15 protein-coding genes are annotated in these 17,982 nt (G+C 71.6%); all 15 read left to right on the top strand.

What is annotated here, in order from left to right; all coding sequences use genetic code 11:
• The first annotated feature begins 75 nt into the window (after positions 1–75).
• The 15 genes from nrtL to IF37_RS0112560 all read left to right on the top strand — a co-directional run bounded on the left by nrtL (position 76) and on the right by IF37_RS0112560 (position 17,973).
• The gene (gene nrtL, locus IF37_RS0112630; RefSeq protein ID WP_030740760.1) at positions 76–1,056 is read left to right on the top strand and encodes an ArgS-related anticodon-binding protein NrtL; all 981 of its coding nucleotides are present in this window, start codon (positions 76–78) and stop codon (positions 1,054–1,056) included.
• Between the two features lie 55 nt (positions 1,057–1,111).
• Positions 1,112–2,503: a diaminopimelate decarboxylase gene (lysA, locus tag IF37_RS0112625; protein ID WP_030740759.1), complete on the top strand. Its 1,392-nt coding sequence runs from the start codon at positions 1,112–1,114 to the stop codon at positions 2,501–2,503.
• Between the two features lie 153 nt (positions 2,504–2,656).
• Complete coding sequence (locus tag IF37_RS43555; protein WP_173456782.1) at positions 2,657–3,949, top strand: homoserine dehydrogenase; 1,293 nt, start codon at positions 2,657–2,659, stop codon at positions 3,947–3,949.
• Between the two features lie 6 nt (positions 3,950–3,955).
• On the top strand, positions 3,956–5,014 hold the full coding sequence (gene thrC, locus IF37_RS43550; RefSeq protein WP_030740756.1) for a threonine synthase: 1,059 nt from the start codon (positions 3,956–3,958) through the stop codon (positions 5,012–5,014).
• A 643-nt stretch (positions 5,015–5,657) separates the two neighbouring features.
• Positions 5,658–6,575 (top strand): homoserine kinase, encoded by a 918-nt coding sequence (gene thrB, locus IF37_RS0112610; RefSeq protein WP_030740753.1) that lies wholly within the window; start codon positions 5,658–5,660, stop codon positions 6,573–6,575.
• 421 nt (positions 6,576–6,996) lie between these two features.
• Complete coding sequence (gene rho / locus IF37_RS0112605; protein WP_030740750.1) at positions 6,997–8,973, top strand: transcription termination factor Rho; 1,977 nt, start codon at positions 6,997–6,999, stop codon at positions 8,971–8,973.
• A gap of 378 nt (positions 8,974–9,351) precedes the next feature.
• Positions 9,352–10,476: an LCP family protein gene (locus tag IF37_RS0112600; protein ID WP_030740747.1), complete on the top strand. Its 1,125-nt coding sequence runs from the start codon at positions 9,352–9,354 to the stop codon at positions 10,474–10,476.
• Between the two features lie 154 nt (positions 10,477–10,630).
• Positions 10,631–10,852: a 50S ribosomal protein L31 gene (rpmE, locus tag IF37_RS0112595; RefSeq protein ID WP_030740744.1), complete on the top strand. Its 222-nt coding sequence runs from the start codon at positions 10,631–10,633 to the stop codon at positions 10,850–10,852.
• 107 nt (positions 10,853–10,959) lie between these two features.
• Positions 10,960–12,027 (top strand): peptide chain release factor 1, encoded by a 1,068-nt coding sequence (gene prfA / locus IF37_RS0112590; RefSeq protein ID WP_030740742.1) that lies wholly within the window; start codon positions 10,960–10,962, stop codon positions 12,025–12,027.
• A gap of 36 nt (positions 12,028–12,063) precedes the next feature.
• The gene (gene prmC, locus IF37_RS0112585) at positions 12,064–12,909 is read left to right on the top strand and encodes a peptide chain release factor N(5)-glutamine methyltransferase (RefSeq protein WP_030740739.1); all 846 of its coding nucleotides are present in this window, start codon (positions 12,064–12,066) and stop codon (positions 12,907–12,909) included.
• Positions 12,910–12,961: 52 nt separating this feature from the next.
• On the top strand, positions 12,962–13,609 hold the full coding sequence (locus tag IF37_RS0112580) for an L-threonylcarbamoyladenylate synthase (RefSeq protein WP_030740736.1): 648 nt from the start codon (positions 12,962–12,964) through the stop codon (positions 13,607–13,609).
• Complete coding sequence (locus IF37_RS0112575) at positions 13,606–14,283, top strand: low molecular weight phosphatase family protein (protein ID WP_030740733.1); 678 nt, start codon at positions 13,606–13,608, stop codon at positions 14,281–14,283. The genes IF37_RS0112580 and IF37_RS0112575 overlap by 4 nt, the downstream gene beginning before the upstream one ends.
• A 159-nt stretch (positions 14,284–14,442) precedes the next feature.
• Positions 14,443–15,720 (top strand): serine hydroxymethyltransferase, encoded by a 1,278-nt coding sequence (gene glyA / locus IF37_RS0112570; protein ID WP_052845143.1) that lies wholly within the window; start codon positions 14,443–14,445, stop codon positions 15,718–15,720.
• Positions 15,721–15,892: 172 nt separating this feature from the next.
• On the top strand, positions 15,893–17,230 hold the full coding sequence (locus IF37_RS0112565) for an MraY family glycosyltransferase (protein ID WP_030740726.1): 1,338 nt from the start codon (positions 15,893–15,895) through the stop codon (positions 17,228–17,230).
• Between the two features lie 302 nt (positions 17,231–17,532).
• Complete coding sequence (locus IF37_RS0112560; RefSeq protein WP_030740724.1) at positions 17,533–17,973, top strand: hypothetical protein; 441 nt, start codon at positions 17,533–17,535, stop codon at positions 17,971–17,973.
• Positions 17,974–17,982: the final 9 nt, after the last annotated feature.

Below are 17,982 nucleotides of genomic sequence, written 5' to 3'. Positions count from 1 at the left end.
CGGACGGCCCGCGCGCCGCCCCCGTCGCGATAACCGGTTCGCCTGCCCACCCCCCTCCTCCCCTACGCTTGTCCCGTGACCCCCGTCGAGCTGTCCCGTACCGTGCTGCGCGCGGTGCGTCGTGCTGTCGATGACGGGGAGCTGAGCGTGACCGTGCCCGAGCGGGCCGTGGTGACCGAGCCGGGGCCCGGGGGGTGCGGGGACTTCGCCACCACCATCGCGCTCCAGCTCGCCCGGCCGGCCGGGCAGCCGGCCGCCAGGGTGGCCGAGATCCTGGTGCCGCGTCTCGTCGGTGCCGCCGGTATCCGGGACGTCGTCGTGACCGGGCCCGGGTTCTTGAACATCAGCCTCGACGCGCAGGCCGATCCCGTCACCGGGCTGGTGCGGGAGGTGCGGGAGAAGGGCGCCCGGTACGGGTACGGGGACGCCCTCGCCGGGCAGGTCGTCGCGTTGCGGGTGCCGTACGAGGTGCGGGCCGAGGTCGTCGCCGACGCCGTCGTACGCATCGTGGGCACCCAGGGCGGGCGGGCCACCGTCGAGCACGGCGAGCCCGTCAACCTGCGGCCGGTGCCCGCGCCGGAGGACCCCGCCCCGCTCGGTCCCGACGCCGCCCGGTGGGCGCTGCTGCACCCCGCCCCGCACGACCGGCCCCGGATCACCGCCGACCACCTGGTCCAGCGGGAGGGCAACCCCCTCTTCCGCGTCCGGTACGCGCATGCCCGCGTCCGCTCCCTCAGCCGCAACGCCGCCCGCCTCGGCTTCGCCGCCGAGCCCGGCCCGCTCACCCCCCACGCGTCCCACCCCCTGCTGACCCCCCTGGCCGATCACCCCCGCATCCTCGCCGCGGCCGCCACCCACCGTGCCCCGGATCGGCTCGCCCGGCATCTCGTCACCGTCGCCGATGCCGTGCTGGCCCTGTTGCCCTGCGTGCTGCCCGTCGGCGAGGAGAAACCCTCGGCCGCCCACCAGGCCCGGCTGGCGCTCGCCGAAGCCGCCGGGACGGTGCTGGCCGGCGGCCTGTCCTTGCTCGGCATCGACGCACCCGAACATCTCTGAGACGCCCGAGAGCAGAAGCGTCCCGGAGAGAGACAGAGAGTCTGAGAGTCACGTCATGAGCCGTTCCGCCCACCCCGCAGGACCCCGTCACGCCGACGTCCTGCCTGAGGGGCACTACTCCGCGCCGCCCGCCGACCTCAACGCCCTGGACCGGAAGGTGTGGGCCCAGACCGTCGGCCGGGACGGGGACGGGGTCCTCACCGTCGGCGGGGTGTCCGTGACCCGGCTGGCCGAGGAGTTCGGAACCCCCGCCTACGTCCTCGACGAGGACGACTTCCGGGCCCGGGCGCGTGCCTGGCGTACCGCGTTCGGGCCGGACGCCGACGTGTTCTACGCCGGGAAGGCGTTCCTGTCCCGTGCCGTCGTGCGGTGGCTGAACGAGGAGGGGCTCAATCTGGACGTGTGTTCCGGGGGCGAGCTGGCCACGGCGCTGAGCGCGGGGATGCCCGCGGAGCGCATCGCCTTCCACGGCAACAACAAGTCCGTCGAGGAGATCCACCGCGCGGTGAGCGCGGGGGTGGGCCGGATCGTCCTCGACTCCTTCCAGGAGATCGTGCGGGTCGCCCACATCGCGCAGTCGCTGGGCAGGCGGCAGCCGGTGCAGATCCGGATCACCGTGGGGGTGGAGGCGCACACGCACGAGTTCATCGCCACCGCCCACGAGGACCAGAAGTTCGGCATCCCGCTCGCCGGCGGGCAGGCCGCGGAGGCCGTGCGGCGGGCCCTCCAGCTCGACGGGCTGGAACTGATCGGCATCCACTCCCACATCGGGTCGCAGATCTTCGACATGTCGGGGTTCGAGGTCGCCGCCCACCGCGTGGTGGGACTGCTGCGGGACGTGCGCGACGAGCACGGCGTGGAACTGCCCGAGATCGACCTCGGCGGCGGCCTCGGCATCGCCTACACCAGCGACGACGACCCGCGTGAGCCGCACGAGATCGCCAAGGCGCTGACCGAGATCGTCACCCGGGAGTGCGAGGCGGCCCGGCTGCGGACGCCGCGGATCTCCGTCGAGCCCGGACGGGCCATCGTGGGGCCCACCGCGTTCACCCTGTACGAGGTCGGCACGGTCAAGCCGCTGGACGGGCTGCGCACCTACGTCTCCGTCGACGGCGGCATGTCGGACAACATCCGGACGGCGCTGTACGACGCCGAGTACAGCGTCGCGCTCGTCTCGCGCGCCTCCGACGCCGAGCCGATGCTCGCCCGGGTCGTGGGCAAGCACTGCGAGAGCGGGGACATCGTGGTGAAGGACGCGTTCCTGCCGTCCGACCTGGCACCGGGTGACCTGCTCGCCGTGCCGGCCACCGGCGCGTACTGCCGGTCCATGGCCAGCAACTACAACCACGTGCTCCGGCCGCCGGTCGTCGCCGTGCGGGACGGCGAGGCCCGGGTGATCGTCCGGCGGGAGACGGAGGAGGACCTCCTCCGTCTCGACGTGGGGTGATCCGCCCGCCGGGAACAGCGGGGGTGGAAGATCTGCGGTCCGCCACCCCCGTACAAATGAAATAGATGTCTCACGATCCGGACCAAGGGTAGAAACTCCCGTCCGGTGAGTGAGACTGGACCAACCGTAGACGGTATGAGGAAACGAGGTCGGATGATGCGTACGCGTCCGCTGAAGGTGGCGCTACTGGGCTGTGGAGTGGTCGGCTCAGAGGTGGCGCGCATCATGACGACGCACGCCGCCGACCTCGCCGCCCGCATCGGCGCCCCGGTCGAGCTCGCCGGCGTGGCGGTACGGCGTACCGGCAAGGCGCGCGAGGGCATCGACCCCGCGCTGGTCACCACCGACGCGACCGCCCTCGTCAAACGCGGGGACATCGACGTCGTGGTCGAGGTCATCGGGGGGATCGAGCCCGCCCGGACGCTGATCAGCGCCGCCTTCGAGCACGGCGCCTCCGTCGTCTCCGCCAACAAGGCCCTGCTCGCCCAGGACGGGGCCGCCCTGCACGCCGCCGCCGGGCAGCACGGCAAGGACCTCTACTACGAGGCCGCCGTCGCCGGCGCCATCCCGCTGATCCGGCCGCTGCGCGAGTCCCTCGCCGGCGACAAGGTCAACCGGGTGCTCGGCATCGTCAACGGCACCACCAACTTCATCCTCGACAAGATGGACTCCACGGGCGCCGGCTACCAGGAGGCCCTGGACGAGGCCACCGCCCTCGGGTACGCGGAAGCCGACCCGACCGCCGACGTCGAGGGCTTCGACGCCGCCGCCAAGGCCGCCATCCTGGCCGGCATCGCCTTCCATACGCGCGTGCGCCTCGACGACGTCCACCGCGAGGGCATGACCGAGGTCACCGCCGCCGACTTCCGCTCCGCCAAGGAGATGGGCTGCACCATCAAGCTGCTCGCCATCTGCGAGCGGTCCGCCGACGGTACGTCCGTCACCGCGCGCGTGCACCCCGCCATGATCCCGCTGAGTCATCCGCTCGCCTCCGTGCGCGGCGCGTACAACGCGGTCTTCGTGGAGAGCGACGCCGCCGGACAGCTGATGTTCTACGGCCCGGGCGCGGGCGGCTCGCCCACCGCCTCCGCCGTGCTCGGCGACCTGGTCGCCGTCTGCCGCAACCGGCTGAACGGCACCACCGGGCCCGGCGAGTCGGCCTACGCCGACCTGACCGTCTCCCCGATGGGCGAGGTCGTCACGCGGTACCACATCAGCCTCGACGTCGCCGACAAGCCGGGCGTGCTCGCCCAGGTCGCCACCGTCTTCGCCGAGCACGGGGTGTCCATCGACACCGTTCGGCAGCAGGGCAAGGACGGCGAGGCCTCCCTCGTCGTCGTCACCCACCGGGCCTTCGACGCCGCCCTCTCCGGGACCGTCGAGGCACTGCGCAAGCTCGACACCGTGCGGGGTGTCGCCAGCATCATGCGGGTTGAAGGAGAGTAACCAGCAATGACCCACCAGTGGCGCGGAATCATCGAGGAGTACCGGGACAGGCTGCCGGTATCCGACACCACGCCGGTCGTGACGCTCCGCGAGGGCGGCACGCCCCTCGTGCCCGCGCAGGTGCTCTCCGAGCGCACGGGCTGTGAGGTCCACCTGAAGGTGGAGGGCGCCAACCCCACCGGGTCCTTCAAGGACCGCGGCATGACCATGGCCATCAGCAAGGCCAAGGAGGACGGCGCCAAGGCGGTCATCTGTGCCTCCACGGGCAACACCTCCGCCTCCGCCGCCGCCTACGCGGTGCGCGCGGGCATGGTGTCCGCCGTGTTGGTGCCGCAGGGCAAGATCGCCCTCGGCAAGATGGGCCAGGCCCTCGTGCACGGCGCGAAGATCCTCCAGGTCGACGGCAACTTCGACGACTGCCTCACCCTCGCCCGGGAACTGAGCGAGAACTACCCCGTGGCGCTGGTGAATTCGGTCAACCCGGTGCGCATCGAGGGCCAGAAGACGGCCGCCTTCGAGATCGTGGACATGCTCGGCGACGCGCCCGACATCCATGTCCTGCCGGTCGGTAACGCGGGCAACATCACCGCCTACTGGAAGGGCTACCGGGAGTACGCCGCCGACGGCATCGCCGCGCGGACCCCGCGGATGTGGGGCTTCCAGGCGTCCGGCAGCGCCCCGATCGTGCGCGGCGAGGTGGTCAAGGACCCGTCGACCATCGCGACCGCCATCCGCATCGGCAACCCCGCGTCCTGGCAGTACGCCCTGGCCGCGCGGGACGAGTCCGGCGGTGCCATCGACGAGGTGACGGACCGTGAGATCCTGCGCGCCTACCGCCTGTTGGCCGCGCAGGAGGGCGTCTTCGTGGAGCCCGCCTCCGCCGCCTCGGTGGCCGGTCTGCTCAAGGCCGCGGAGCAGGGGAAGGTCGACCCGGGCCAGCGCATCGTGTGCACCGTCACGGGCAACGGCCTGAAGGACCCCGACTGGGCCGTGGCCGGTGCCCCGCAGCCGGTCACCGTCCCGGTCGACGCGGCCACCGCGGCGGAGCGTCTTGGTCTCGGCTGAGCGTCGGCCACCGCGGCGCAGTGTCTCGGCCTCGGCTGAGCGCCACTGCGGCTGAGTGTCGGTGACCGCGGTTTTCGGCCTTGGCCCAGCGTCGACGATCGCGGTTTTCGGCCTCGGCCCAGCGCCGACGGCCGCGGTTCTCGGCCTTGTCTCAGCACCGACAGTCCGGCAGTCCGGCAGCCCGCAGCCCGCAGCCCCGGCTTTCGGCCTCGGCCCAGCGTCCGTAACCGACCCTCGGTCTCGGGCGAGTGCCGGGGGAGGCCCTCGGTCTCGGCCGAAACGCCGGGGAACGGCCCTGAGCCTTGGCCGAGCGCCGGCAACCGACCTTCGGCCTCGCCGAGCGCCGGCAACCGACCCCCGGCCCCGGCCGAGCGCCGGGGAAGCGGTGGATCCCGGACAGGTTGCACGGGGGGCTTGCGACACGCATCGTGCGCCTCCCGTGCGCCCTATGTCGCCACAGAACCTTCCTTCGATAGGCTGTAGCGAACCCGCCTGCCGCATATGCCCTCGCGTAGGGCGCGGTGCCGTGCCGTCTCCGCGGCCACGGGTCCTCGTACGTCAGTCATCGGCAGTCCACCGAATGACCATCGAATCCATCGAGCGTCATTCACCGTCAACGCAGCTCAAGGAGAGTCTTCGAGCGATGGCCGGTCCAGCCTTCCGCGCCGCCGCCGTCCGGGTGCGCACCCCCGCCACCAGCGCCAACCTCGGCCCCGGCTTCGACGCCCTGGGCCTCGCGCTGGGGCTCTACGACGACGTGGTCGTCCGGGTGGCCGACTCCGGGCTGCACATCGACATCGCGGGTGAGGGCAGCGAGACCCTGCCGCGGGACGAGAGCCACCTCCTCGTCCGCTCCCTGCGGACCGCCTTCGACCTGCTGGGCGGACAGCCCCGGGGCCTGGAGATCGTCTGCGCCAACCGGATCCCGCACGGCCGGGGCCTCGGCTCCTCCTCCGCCGCCATCTGCGCCGGCATCGTCGCCGCGCGTGCCGTGACCATAGGCGGCGAAGCCCGTCTGGACGACGCGGCGCTGCTGGAACTGGCCACCGAGATCGAGGGCCACCCGGACAACGTGGCCGCGTGTCTCCTCGGCGGCTTCACCCTGTCCTGGATGGAGGCCGGCAACGCCCGGGCCATCAGGATGGAGCCGCACGATTCCATCGTTCCGGTGGTTTTCGTGCCCGGAAAGCCGGTACTGACCGAGACCGCGCGCGGTCTGCTCCCGCGTACCGTGCCGCACGTGGACGCCGCCGCCAACGCGGGCCGCGCCGCCCTGCTCGTCGAGGCCCTGACCAGGCGCCCCGAGCTGCTGCTGCCCGCCACCGAGGACCGCCTCCACCAGGAGTACCGCGCGCCGGCCATGCCGGAGAGCGCCGCGCTGGTGGAACGGCTGCGCTCGGACGGCATCCCGGCCGTCATCTCGGGCGCCGGACCCACCGTCATGGCCCTCGCCGACGCCGACAGCGCCGACAAGGTGTCGCACCTCGCGGGCGAGGGCTGGGCCGCCAACCGGCTTGACCTCGATGTCCCGGGAGCGAGCGTGCTGCCGCTTGCGCCCTGACACACGGTTGCCGGATTTGGAGAGGGGGAATGTTTGTTGGATCCGGTAGTGTTAATCTCAAGTCTGCACCCGACCCCACCATGGCGAGGTGCCTCGTGTCCCCGTCCGGGACAGACATTCTTCCGGGAGCCTCCCGCGCCACTCCGTGTTCCTTGCGCCGTATCTGGGCAGTACGTCGTATGCGGACACTGAGCGGGCCGCCGGTGGGGGTACCCCCTCTGGGGGAGCTCCGGAACCGGTGCTACCACGCCACGTGACACAGGGTGCCACGACTCGCGGCAGCGCCATCACCGCACATTTCCTCCGCCGCTGTGGCGGACCACCGCCCCGGCACGGTTCACCGAAGACAGGACCGTAGCCGGACAGCACAACCGGTCGCCGAGCCAGACAGGCCGACGTCCGCTCCAGGGAAGGACCCTTCGTGAGCGACACCACCGATCTGATGGGCGCACGTGTCGAGGAGACCGCTGCCGCGCCCGCCACGGACGCCTCCGCGCCTGCCACCGGTGCCGGCTCCCGGCGGCGCCGCGGTACCGGCCTCGAGGGCATGGTGCTGGCCGAGCTGCAACAGGTCGCCTCGGGCCTCGGGATCAGGGGCACCGCGCGTATGCGCAAGAGCCAGCTGATCGAGGTCATCAAGGAGGCGCAGGCCGCCGGAGGCGCCGCCCCCAAGGCGTCCTCCTCCGCCGGGGACACCGCCGAGACCAAGCCGAAGCGCCGGGCCACCTCGCGGGCCCGCACCGGCGACGAGGCCGCCGAGAAGAAGGCGGACAAGGCCGGGGAGGCCCCCGCCGACAAGGCCGCGGCCCAGCAGCAGATCGAGATCCCCGGCCAGCCCGCCAGCGACGACGCCCCCGTCGAGCGCCGTCGTCGCCGTGCCACCGCCGAGGCGGGCAGCCCCGGCCAGGGCGGGGCCGAGACCGTCGCCGCGGAGGCCAAGGCCGAGCCCAAGGCCGAGACGCAGCAGCAGGGCGACGCCAAGGGTGACGCCGGTGACGGCGAGGGCCGTGGCCGCCGGGACCGCCGCGAGCGCGGCCGGGACCGCGACCGGGACCGCCGCAACAAGGGCGACGAGCAGCAGGGCGGCCAGCAGCGTCAGCAGCAGGGCCAGCAGGGTCAGCAGGGTGGCCGGCAGGACCGCCAGCAGCAGGACGACGACGACTTCGAGGGCGGCCGCCGTGGCCGTCGTGGCCGCTACCGCGACCGCCGTGGCCGTCGTGGCCGCGACGAGATCGCCGAGCCGCAGGTCACCGAGGACGACGTCCTGATCCCGGTCGCGGGCATCCTGGACATCCTCGACAACTACGCCTTCATCCGGACCTCCGGCTACCTGCCCGGTCCGAACGACGTGTACGTCTCCCTCGCCCAGGTCCGCAAGAACGGCCTGCGCAAGGGTGACCACCTCACCGGTGCGGTCCGCCAGCCGAAGGAGGGCGAGCGCCGCGAGAAGTTCAACGCGCTGGTCCGGCTGGACTCCGTCAACGGCATGGCGCCCGAACACGGCCGTGGCCGACCGGAGTTCAACAAGCTGACCCCGCTCTACCCGCAGGACCGGCTCCGCCTGGAGACCGACCCGGGCGTGCTCACCACCCGGATCATCGACCTGGTCTCGCCGATCGGCAAGGGCCAGCGCGGTCTGATCGTGGCCCCGCCGAAGACCGGCAAGACCATGATCATGCAGGCGGTCGCCAACGCGATCACGCACAACAACCCCGAGTGCCACCTGATGGTCGTCCTGGTCGACGAGCGTCCGGAAGAGGTCACCGACATGCAGCGGTCGGTCAAGGGCGAGGTCATCTCCTCGACCTTCGACCGTCCGGCCGAGGACCACACCACGGTCGCCGAGCTGGCCATCGAGCGCGCCAAGCGCCTCGTGGAGCTGGGCCACGACGTCGTCGTGCTGCTCGACTCCATCACGCGTCTGGGCCGTGCCTACAACCTGGCGGCGCCGGCCTCCGGCCGCATCCTGTCCGGTGGTGTCGACTCGACCGCCCTGTACCCGCCGAAGCGGTTCTTCGGCGCGGCGCGGAACATCGAGGACGGCGGCTCGCTGACCATCCTCGCCACGGCTCTCGTGGACACCGGGTCCCGCATGGACGAGGTGATCTTCGAGGAGTTCAAGGGCACCGGCAACATGGAGCTCAAGCTCGACCGCAAGCTCGCCGACAAGCGCATCTTCCCGGCGGTGGACGTGGACGCGTCCGGCACCCGTAAGGAAGAGATCCTGCTCGGCAACGAGGAGCTGGCGGTCGTCTGGAAGCTCCGCCGGGTGCTGCACGCGCTGGACCAGCAGCAGGCGATCGAGCTGCTGCTCGACAAGATGAAGCAGACCAAGTCGAACGTCGAGTTCCTGATGCAGATCCAGAAGACGACGCCGACCCCGGGCAACGGCGACTGAGCGCCTCGTACGTCCGAGGACCTGAGCGTCTGAGTGGCTGAACGCCGCGGGAAGGGCCGTTCCCCGTCGAGAGACGACGGGGAACGGCCCTTTCGCGTTGCCGCGGGGCGCGGGCGGGCGAGACCTTGGCCACAGGGGCGCCGGCGGGCACCGGCTCGCGACCGCCCGGCCAGGGTGGCCGAAACCGCAGGTGAGTCGCGGTGTGCAGGTCGTGAGTGGCTACGCTGCGTGACCTCTGCCGGACACGGTGGCCACGCTGTGTCGTGCAACCCTTTCCCGAGTTTCTCCGTCTGACCGGGCGGAGCGACGATGGAGCGGTGACGACCGCTCCCGACCCCGACCGCAGGGGGTATCCGACCGCCTAGACCTAGGAGCGATGTGGCCGCCGAGAGCACGCCCGCCATAACCGAGCCGGGCACGACAGGACCCCGCCGCCGGGGCAAGGGCCGCCGCCGCAAGGCGCCCGGCGCGGGCCGCAGAGCCGTGCGCGCCGGTGTCTGGACGGCCGCGGGCGTCGTCGTGCTGGGCGGTGCCGGCGCCGGGTTCGTCTACTTCAAGCTCAACGGCAACCTGCACAGCGTCGACATCAACCAGGCCCTCGGCACCGACCGGCCCACGAAGATCGACAACGGCTCCGAGAACATCCTGGTCCTCGGCTCGGACACCCGCTCCGGCAAGAACAAGAAGCTCGGCGGCGGCGCGGACGACGGCAGCGCCCGCTCGGACACGGCGATGATCGTCCACGTGTACCAGGGGCACAAGAAGGCCAGTGTGGTCTCGGTGCCCCGGGACACCCTCGTCGACCGCCCCCAGTGCACCGACACCAAGGGCACCGTGCATCCGGCCGCCTCCGGCGTGATGTTCAACGAGGCGTACTCCACCGGGGGCGCGGCCTGCGCGGTGAAGACCGTGGAGTCGATCACCGGTATCCGCATGGACCACTATCTGGAGGTCGACTTCGAGGGCTTCCAGCGGCTCATCGACGACCTCGGCGGCGTGCACGTCACCACCACCAGGGACATCCGCGACCCGCAGAGCCACCTGGACCTCAAGGCCGGCCCGCACACCCTGGACGGCGAACAGGCGCTCGGCCTGGTCCGCACCCGGCACGGCGTGGGCGACGGCTCCGACCTCGGCCGCATCCAGCTCCAGCAGGCGTTCATCAAGGCGCTGATCGACCAGGTGAAGCACGTCGGTGTCCTCTCCGACCCGAAGAAGCTCTACAACCTCGCCGACACCGCCACCAAGTCCGTCACGACCGACTCCGACCTCGGCTCGGTCAACTCCCTGATCGACTTCGCCGGCGGCCTCAAGGGCATCAGCTCGTCCCACATGAAGATGGTCACGATGCCGGTGCGGTACGACCCGGCCAACCCCAACCGGGTCCTGCCGGAGAAGGCCAAGGCCCAGCTGGTCTGGGACGCCCTGAAGAACGACGAGCCGATCCCGGGGACGGCCACGGAGGGCACGGCCACCGGCGAGGCCAAGGGCGTCGTGAGCTGACCGCGCGGGCCCCGCGCACCCGGCGGAATAGAACGGCCGTACCCCCGGTTTGGGAGGATGGCCCCAGTCCTGGCAGACTGGTACGTCGGCCCCGGTTCACGCGTCCGCATCCCGCGTCCGCGACCCGGCGCCCTCCCGCAACCTAGGAGACACCTTGAAGCGCGACATTCACCCCGCGTACGTCGAGACGCAGGTCAGCTGCACCTGCGGCGCGTCGTTCACCACCCGTAGCACCATCGAGTCCGGCACCATCCGGGCCGAGGTCTGCTCCGAGTGCCACCCGTTCTACACGGGCAAGCAGAAGATCCTCGACACCGGTGGCCGTGTGGCCCGCTTCGAGGCCCGCTTCGGCAAGGCCGCCGGCTCCAAGAAGTAGCGAGCCCCATTTCGCCGGTCCACGGCCGTACGCCTTCGCGGGTGTGCGCCGGGACCGGCGTTTTTGGTCGCCCGCCCTTCCCCTCACCGCAGTACAGGAGCCGAAAGATGTTCGAGGCCGTCGAGGAACTCGTCGCCGAGCACGCCGATCTGGAGAAGAAGCTCGCCGATCCGTCGGTCCACGCCGACCAGGCCAACGCGCGCAAGCTGAACAAGCGCTACGCCGAGCTGACCCCGATCGTCGCCACGTACCGCTCCTGGAAGCAGACCGGCGACGACATCGACACCGCGCGCGAGCTGGCCGCCGACGACCCGGACTTCGCCGCCGAGGTCAAGGACCTGGAGAAGCAGCGCGAGGAACTGACCGAGAAGCTGCGCCTCCTGCTCGTCCCGCGTGACCCGAGTGACGACAAGGACGTCATCCTGGAGATCAAGGCGGGCGCGGGCGGCGACGAGTCGGCACTGTTCGCCGGCGACCTGCTGCGCATGTACCTGCGCTACGCCGAGCGCGTCGGCTGGAAGACCGAGATCATCGACTCCACCGAGTCGGAGCTGGGCGGCTACAAGGACGTCCAGGTCGCGGTGAAGACCCGCGGGCAGACCGAGCCCGGCCAGGGCGTCTGGGCCCGGCTGAAGTACGAGGGCGGGGTGCACCGGGTGCAGCGCGTCCCGGCGACCGAGTCGCAGGGCCGTATCCACACCTCGGCGGCCGGCGTCCTGGTCACGCCCGAGGCCGAGGAGGTCGACGTCGAGATCAACCCCAACGACCTCCGCATCGACGTCTACCGGTCCTCCGGCCCGGGCGGCCAGTCCGTGAACACCACCGACTCCGCCGTGCGTATCACGCACCTGCCGACCGGTGTCGTGGCCTCCTGCCAGAACGAGAAGAGCCAGCTCCAGAACAAGGAGCAGGCGCTGCGCATCCTGCGCTCCAGGCTGCTCGCCATGGCGCAGGAGGAGGCGGAGCGGGAGGCCGCCGACGCCCGCCGCAGCCAGGTCCGCACCGTCGACCGCTCCGAGAAGATCCGCACCTACAACTTCCCGGAGAACCGCATCTCGGACCACCGCGTCGGCTTCAAGGCGTACAACCTGGACCAGGTCCTGGACGGCGACCTCGACGCGGTGATCCAGGCCTGTGTCGACGCAGACTCGGCGGCGAAGCTCGCCGCCGCGTAAGACCCCGTCCGCACCAGTACGACACGGAGGACTCGCGTGAACCTGCTGCTCGCCGAGGTGGCCCAGGCCACCCAGCGGCTGGCCGACGCCGGCGTGCCCTCGCCGCGCAACGACGCGGAGGAGCTGGCCGCGTTCGTGCACGGTGTGAAGCGCGGCGCACTGCACTCCGTGAAGGACGCCGACTTCGACGCCCGGTACTGGGAGGTCATCGCCCGGCGCGAGCAGCGCGAGCCGCTCCAGCACATCACCGGGCGGGCCTACTTCCGCTACCTGGAACTCCAGGTCGGGCCCGGGGTGTTCGTGCCGCGCCCGGAGACCGAGTCGGTGGTCGGCTGGGCCATAGACGCCGTGCGCGCCATGGACGTCGTGGAACCGGCCATCGTCGACCTGTGCACCGGTTCTGGCGCCATCGCCCTCGCCCTCGCCCAGGAGGTGCCGCGCTCCCGCGTGCACGCCGTGGAGCTGTCCGAGGACGCCCTGGTGTGGACCCGGAAGAACGTGGCCGGCTCGCGGGTCGACCTGCGCCAGGGCGACGCCCTCGACGCCTTCCCGGACCTCGACGGCCAGGTCGACCTGGTCATCTCCAACCCGCCGTACATCCCGCTCACCGAGTGGGAGTACGTCGCCCCCGAGGCCCGCGACTACGACCCGGAGCTGGCACTGTTCTCCGGCGAGGACGGGCTCGATCTGATCCGCGGCATCGAGCGCACCGCGCACCGGCTGCTGCGCCCGGGCGGCGTCGTCGTGATCGAGCACGCCGACACCCAGGGCGGCCAGGTGCCGTGGATCTTCACCGAGGAGCGGGGCTGGGCCGACGCGGCCGACCACCCCGACCTCAACAACCGGCCGCGCTTCGCCACCGCCCGCAAGGCGCTGCCGTGACCGCCCCGACGACTTCCATCCCGCAGTACGTGTACGAGGAGGCCCGCTAGACATGGCACGGCGATACGACACCAACGACGCGACCGACCGCGTGACGGGTCTGCGCGAGGCCGCGTCCGCCGTCCGCCGGGGCGAGCTGGTGGTGCTGCCGACCGACACGGTGTACGGCATCGGCGCCGACGCGTTCTCCTCGGAGGCGGTCGCCGACCTGCTCGCCGCTAAGGGCCGGGGGCGCAACATGCCCACCCCCGTCCTCATCGGCTCCCCGAACACCCTGCACGGCCTCGTCACGGACTTCTCCGAGCTGGCCTGGGAACTGGTCGACGCGTTCTGGCCGGGGGCCCTGACGCTCGTCGCCAGGCACCAGCCGTCCCTCCAGTGGGACCTCGGCGACACCCGGGGCACGGTCGCCGTGCGCATGCCGCTGCACCCGGTCGCCATCGAGCTGCTCACCGAGTTCGGCCCGATGGCCGTCTCCTCCGCCAACCTCACCGGCCACCCGGCGCCGGAGAACTGCGACGCCGCCCAGGAGATGCTCGGCGACTCCGTCTCCGTCTACCTCGACGGCGGCCCCACCCCGGGCAACGTGCCGTCGTCCATCGTGGACGTCTCCCGCGAGGCGCCGGTGCTGCTGCGCGCGGGGGCCATCTCCGCGGACGAGCTGCGGAAGGTCGTACCCGACCTCGAGGTGGCGAATTGACGGCCCCTGAAGCGGGGCGTGGCATAGGCGCTGGAGGCTGGAGCGCGGAGGAGACGACGACGTTCGGGTTTCCCCGTGACACCTTCCGCATCCTGCACGTCAGCACCGGCAACGTGTGCCGCTCGCCCATCACCGAGCGGCTGACCCGCCACTTCGTCGCGGAGCGGCTCGGCGTGCTCGGCGGCGGGCTGATCGTGGAGAGCGCGGGCACCTGGGGCCACGAGGGCGCGCCCATGGAGTCCCACGCCGAGACCGTGCTGGCCGAGTTCGGGGCGGACGCCGCCGGCTTCGTCGGCCGGGAGCTGCTGGACGAGCACGTGATCAGGGCCGACCTGGTGCTGACGGCCACCCGTGACCACCGGGCCCAGGTGATCTCCATGGGCCACTCGGCGGGCCTGCGCACCTTCACCCTGAAGGAGTTCACCCGCCTGGTCCGGGCGATAGATCCGGCCACCCTGCCGCCGCTGGAGGACGGTGTGGTCATGCGGGCCCGCGCGCTGGTGCGGGCGGCGGCGGCGCTGCGCGGCTGGCTGCTCGCCCCGACCGCCGAGGCGGACGAGGTGTACGACCCGTACGGCGCCCCGCTGACCTTCTTCCGGTCCATCGGCGACGAGATACGGGACGCGCTGGACCCGGTCGTCACGGCGCTGACGGGCGTCCCCGCGCACACCTGACGGGCGTACGCGCGCGACCGCGGCCCGGCCGGCCCCCTTCCGGGTGGACGGGCGCCCGCGCGGCCGCACGGCGGGCGGGAACGGCCGTCACGGCCGCGCGTCCGCCGCACCCCGGGCCTACATTGGGGATACGTCACCGTCGACCGCCCGGAGCCCGCCATGCCGGTCAGCACCGCCCACGAGGCCGACGTCCTGCGGTGGCAGGACCCGGCGATGGCCGACATCCTCTCCGGGGAGCTGGCGCGGCAGTCCACGACGCTCCAGCTGATCGCCGCCGAGAACTTCTGCTCGCCGGCCGTGCTCGCCGCCCTCGGCTCGGCGCTCGCCAACAAGTACGCCGAGGGCTACCCGGGCGCCCGGCACCACGGCGGCTGCGAGATCGTGGACGCCGCCGAACGCGCCGCCGTCGAGCGGGCCAAGGCCCTGTTCGGCGCCGAGCACGCCAACGTCCAGCCGCACTCCGGCTCCTCGGCCGTGCTGGCCGCCTACGCGGCCCTGCTGCGCCCCGGCGACACCGTCCTCGCCCTCGGCCTGCCCTACGGCGGCCACCTCACCCACGGCTCGCCGGCGAACTTCTCCGGCCGCTGGTTCGACTTCGTGGGCTACGGCGTCGACGCCGAGACCGGGCTGATCGACCACGACCAGGTGCGCCATCTGGCGCGCAACCACCGGCCCAAGGCCATCGTCTGCGGTTCCATCGCCTACCCCCGCCACTTCGACCACGCCTTCTTCCGGGAGGTCGCCGACGAGGTGGGGGCCTATCTGATCGCGGCCGCGGGCCATCCGATCGGCCTGGTCGCCGGGGGAGCGGCGCCCAGTCCGGTGCCGTACGCGGACATCGTGTGCGCGACCACCCACAAGGTGCTGCGCGGGCCGCGCGGCGGGATGATCCTGTGCGGTGCCGAGCTGGCCGAGCGCGTCGACCGGGCCGTCTTCCCCTTCACCCAGGGCGGCGCCCAGATGCACACCATCGCCGCCAAGGCCGTCGCGTTCGGCGAGGCGGCGACCCCGGCCTTCACCGTGTACGCGCACCAGGTCGTCGCCAACGCCCGGGTGCTGGCCGGTCATCTGGCCGCCGAGGGGCTGGCCGTCACCACCGGCGGCACGGACACCCATCTGATCACCGCGGACCCGGCTCCGCTGGGTGTGGACGGCCGGACCGCGCGCGGGCGGCTGCTCGCGGCCGGTCTGGTGCTGGACTGCTGCGTGCTGCCGCACGGCGACGGCCGCGGGCTGCGCCTGGGGACGGCCGCGGTGACCACGCAGGGCATGGGCGAGCCGGAGATGGTGCGGATCGCCGCGCTGCTGGGGGCCGTGCTGCGCGGGGAGGCCGAGCCGGTCGCGGCCCGGGAGGAGGTGCGCGCGCTCACCGGCCGTTTTCCGCCGTATCCCGCCGTATCCGGGCCGCACGCGGCTGACACGGCTGACCGGGGGTAGCCGCCGATCCGTACACCCCGGTGTGTCCCGTTGTGGGCGCCTGTGGTGCCACCGCGGGACGGAGCACACGGCGAGGCGTGCAACCATCGTCGCTACCCGGCAGTCTCCATCCGTATGCGTCCGTCGCTAGGGTGTGTGGCTGTGATGGCCAGCGAGACCTGTGGGGAAGCCCGTGCGTGAATACCTGCTGACGCTCTGCATCACGGCCGCGGTGACGTACCTCCTGACGGGGCCGGTACGGAAGTTCGCGATCGTGGCCGGGGCGATGCCGGATATCCGGGCCCGTGACGTGCACCGGGAACCCACCCCGCGGCTCGGCGGCATCGCGATGTTCTTCGGCCTGTGCGCGGGCCTGCTGGTCGCGGACCACCTGACCAACCTCAGCGAGGTCTTCACCAAGTCCAACGAGCCGCGGGCGCTGCTCTCCGGCGCGGCCCTGATCTGGCTGATCGGCGTCCTGGACGACAAGTTCGAGATCGACGCGCTGATCAAGCTGGGCGGTCAGATGATCGCGGCCGGCGTGATGGTCATGCAGGGTCTGACGATCCTGTGGCTGCCCATCCCGGGCGTCGGCAACGTGGCGCTGACCCAGTGGCAGGGCACCCTGCTGACGGTGGCCCTGGTGGTCATCACGATCAACGCGGTCAACTTCGTGGACGGCCTCGACGGCCTCGCCGCCGGCATGGTGTGCATCGCGGCGGCCGCGTTCTTCCTGTACGCGTACCGCGTCTGGGTGTCGTACGGCATCGAGGCCGCCGCCCCCGCCACGCTGTTCGCGGCGATCCTGATGGGCATGTGCCTGGGCTTCCTGCCGCACAACATGCATCCCGCGCGGATCTTCATGGGCGACTCCGGCTCGATGCTGATCGGGCTGGTGCTGGCGGCCGGCGCGATCTCGATCACCGGCCAGCTCGACCCGGACGCGCTGAACCTGTACGCGGGCTCGGAGAAGGCGGCGGTGCACCAGACGGTGCCGGTCTACATCCCGCTGCTGCTGCCGCTGACGATCATCGCGGTGCCGACGGCGGACCTGGTGCTGGCGATCGTCCGCCGCACCTGGCGCGGCCAGTCGCCGTTCGCCGCCGACCGCGGGCACCTGCACCACCGGCTGCTGGAGATCGGCCACTCGCACAGCCGGGCGGTGCTGATCATGTACTTCTGGTCGGCGCTGATCGCCTTCGGAGCGCTGGCCTACTCCGTGAACTCGGCGTCGATGTGGATCGTGCTCGGCGTGGTCTTCCTGAGCGCGGTCGGCCTGGTCCTGCTGCTGCTCCCGCGCTTCACACCGCGGGTGCCGGTGTGGGCGCAGCGGTTCGTGCCGCCGCGGTACCGCAGGAGGGGCGGTGTCGCCGAGGCAGCCGGGACGGCCGGGACCGCGGAGACGGAGGCCGCCGGGGCCACCGGGGAGGCGGCCGGAACGGGGGAGCGGGCACCGGTCGGCGCCGGTGTCCCGGGCGTCAACGGAGCGACCGCGATCGGCGCCCGATCGCGTTTCGCGGACCGTCCGTAAGACGGCCAAGGTAAGAATCTGACTAGAGCATTGCCAACTCGTGGGGGAGCGAAGCACCCCAATACCAGACAAGTGGGCGCGGTTTTTGCACAGACGGGCACTGTCACTCTCATGTGTGACAGCAAGCACACCCTACAGGTAAAGACCTCATCAAATAGTTTGTGATACGGTTCACGAGAACCCCGGATAGAGCCGAAGGACCGAGTGCGTCGGTCCATTGGTGTGAGGTCTCGATCACTCAGCCCGGGACTACGCTCGTCCATGACGACACCCTGCCCCCCTGTGAAAGCGGAGTTGCCGCCATGCCGTCCAATGACGTCCGGATCCTTGCCCAGGCCGCCGTGCCCACGGCTGCCGTCGGCGCGATCGCCGCCGTCGTCAGCGGTGTGGTCGCCGGCGGCAAGGGAGCGATCGGGGCCGTCGTGGGGACGCTCGTGGTGATCGTGTTCATGGGGCTCGGGCTCTACGTGCTCCAGCGCACCGCCAAATCCTTTCCCCAGCTGTTCCAGATGATGGGCCTGATGCTCTACGCGGCCCAGCTGCTGCTGCTGGTCATCTTCGTCGCCCTGTTCAAGAACACCACGCTGTTCAACCCGCGTGCCTTCGCCATCACCCTCGTGGTCGCCACCCTGACGTGGATCGCCGCGCAGGCGCGGGCACACATGAAGGCCAAGATCCTCTACGTCGATCCCGATGCCTCGTCGAAGGGCGACAAGCCCGAGAAGACAGGGCACTCGTCGTGAGAGGTAGGG

It is taken from the genome of Streptomyces sp. NRRL S-31, assembly GCF_000718775.1.
In the GTDB taxonomy this organism is placed as follows: domain Bacteria; phylum Actinomycetota; class Actinomycetes; order Streptomycetales; family Streptomycetaceae; genus Streptomyces.
Note: the sequence above shows the minus strand (reverse complement) of the source record. Positions and strands in the feature narration are given on the sequence as shown.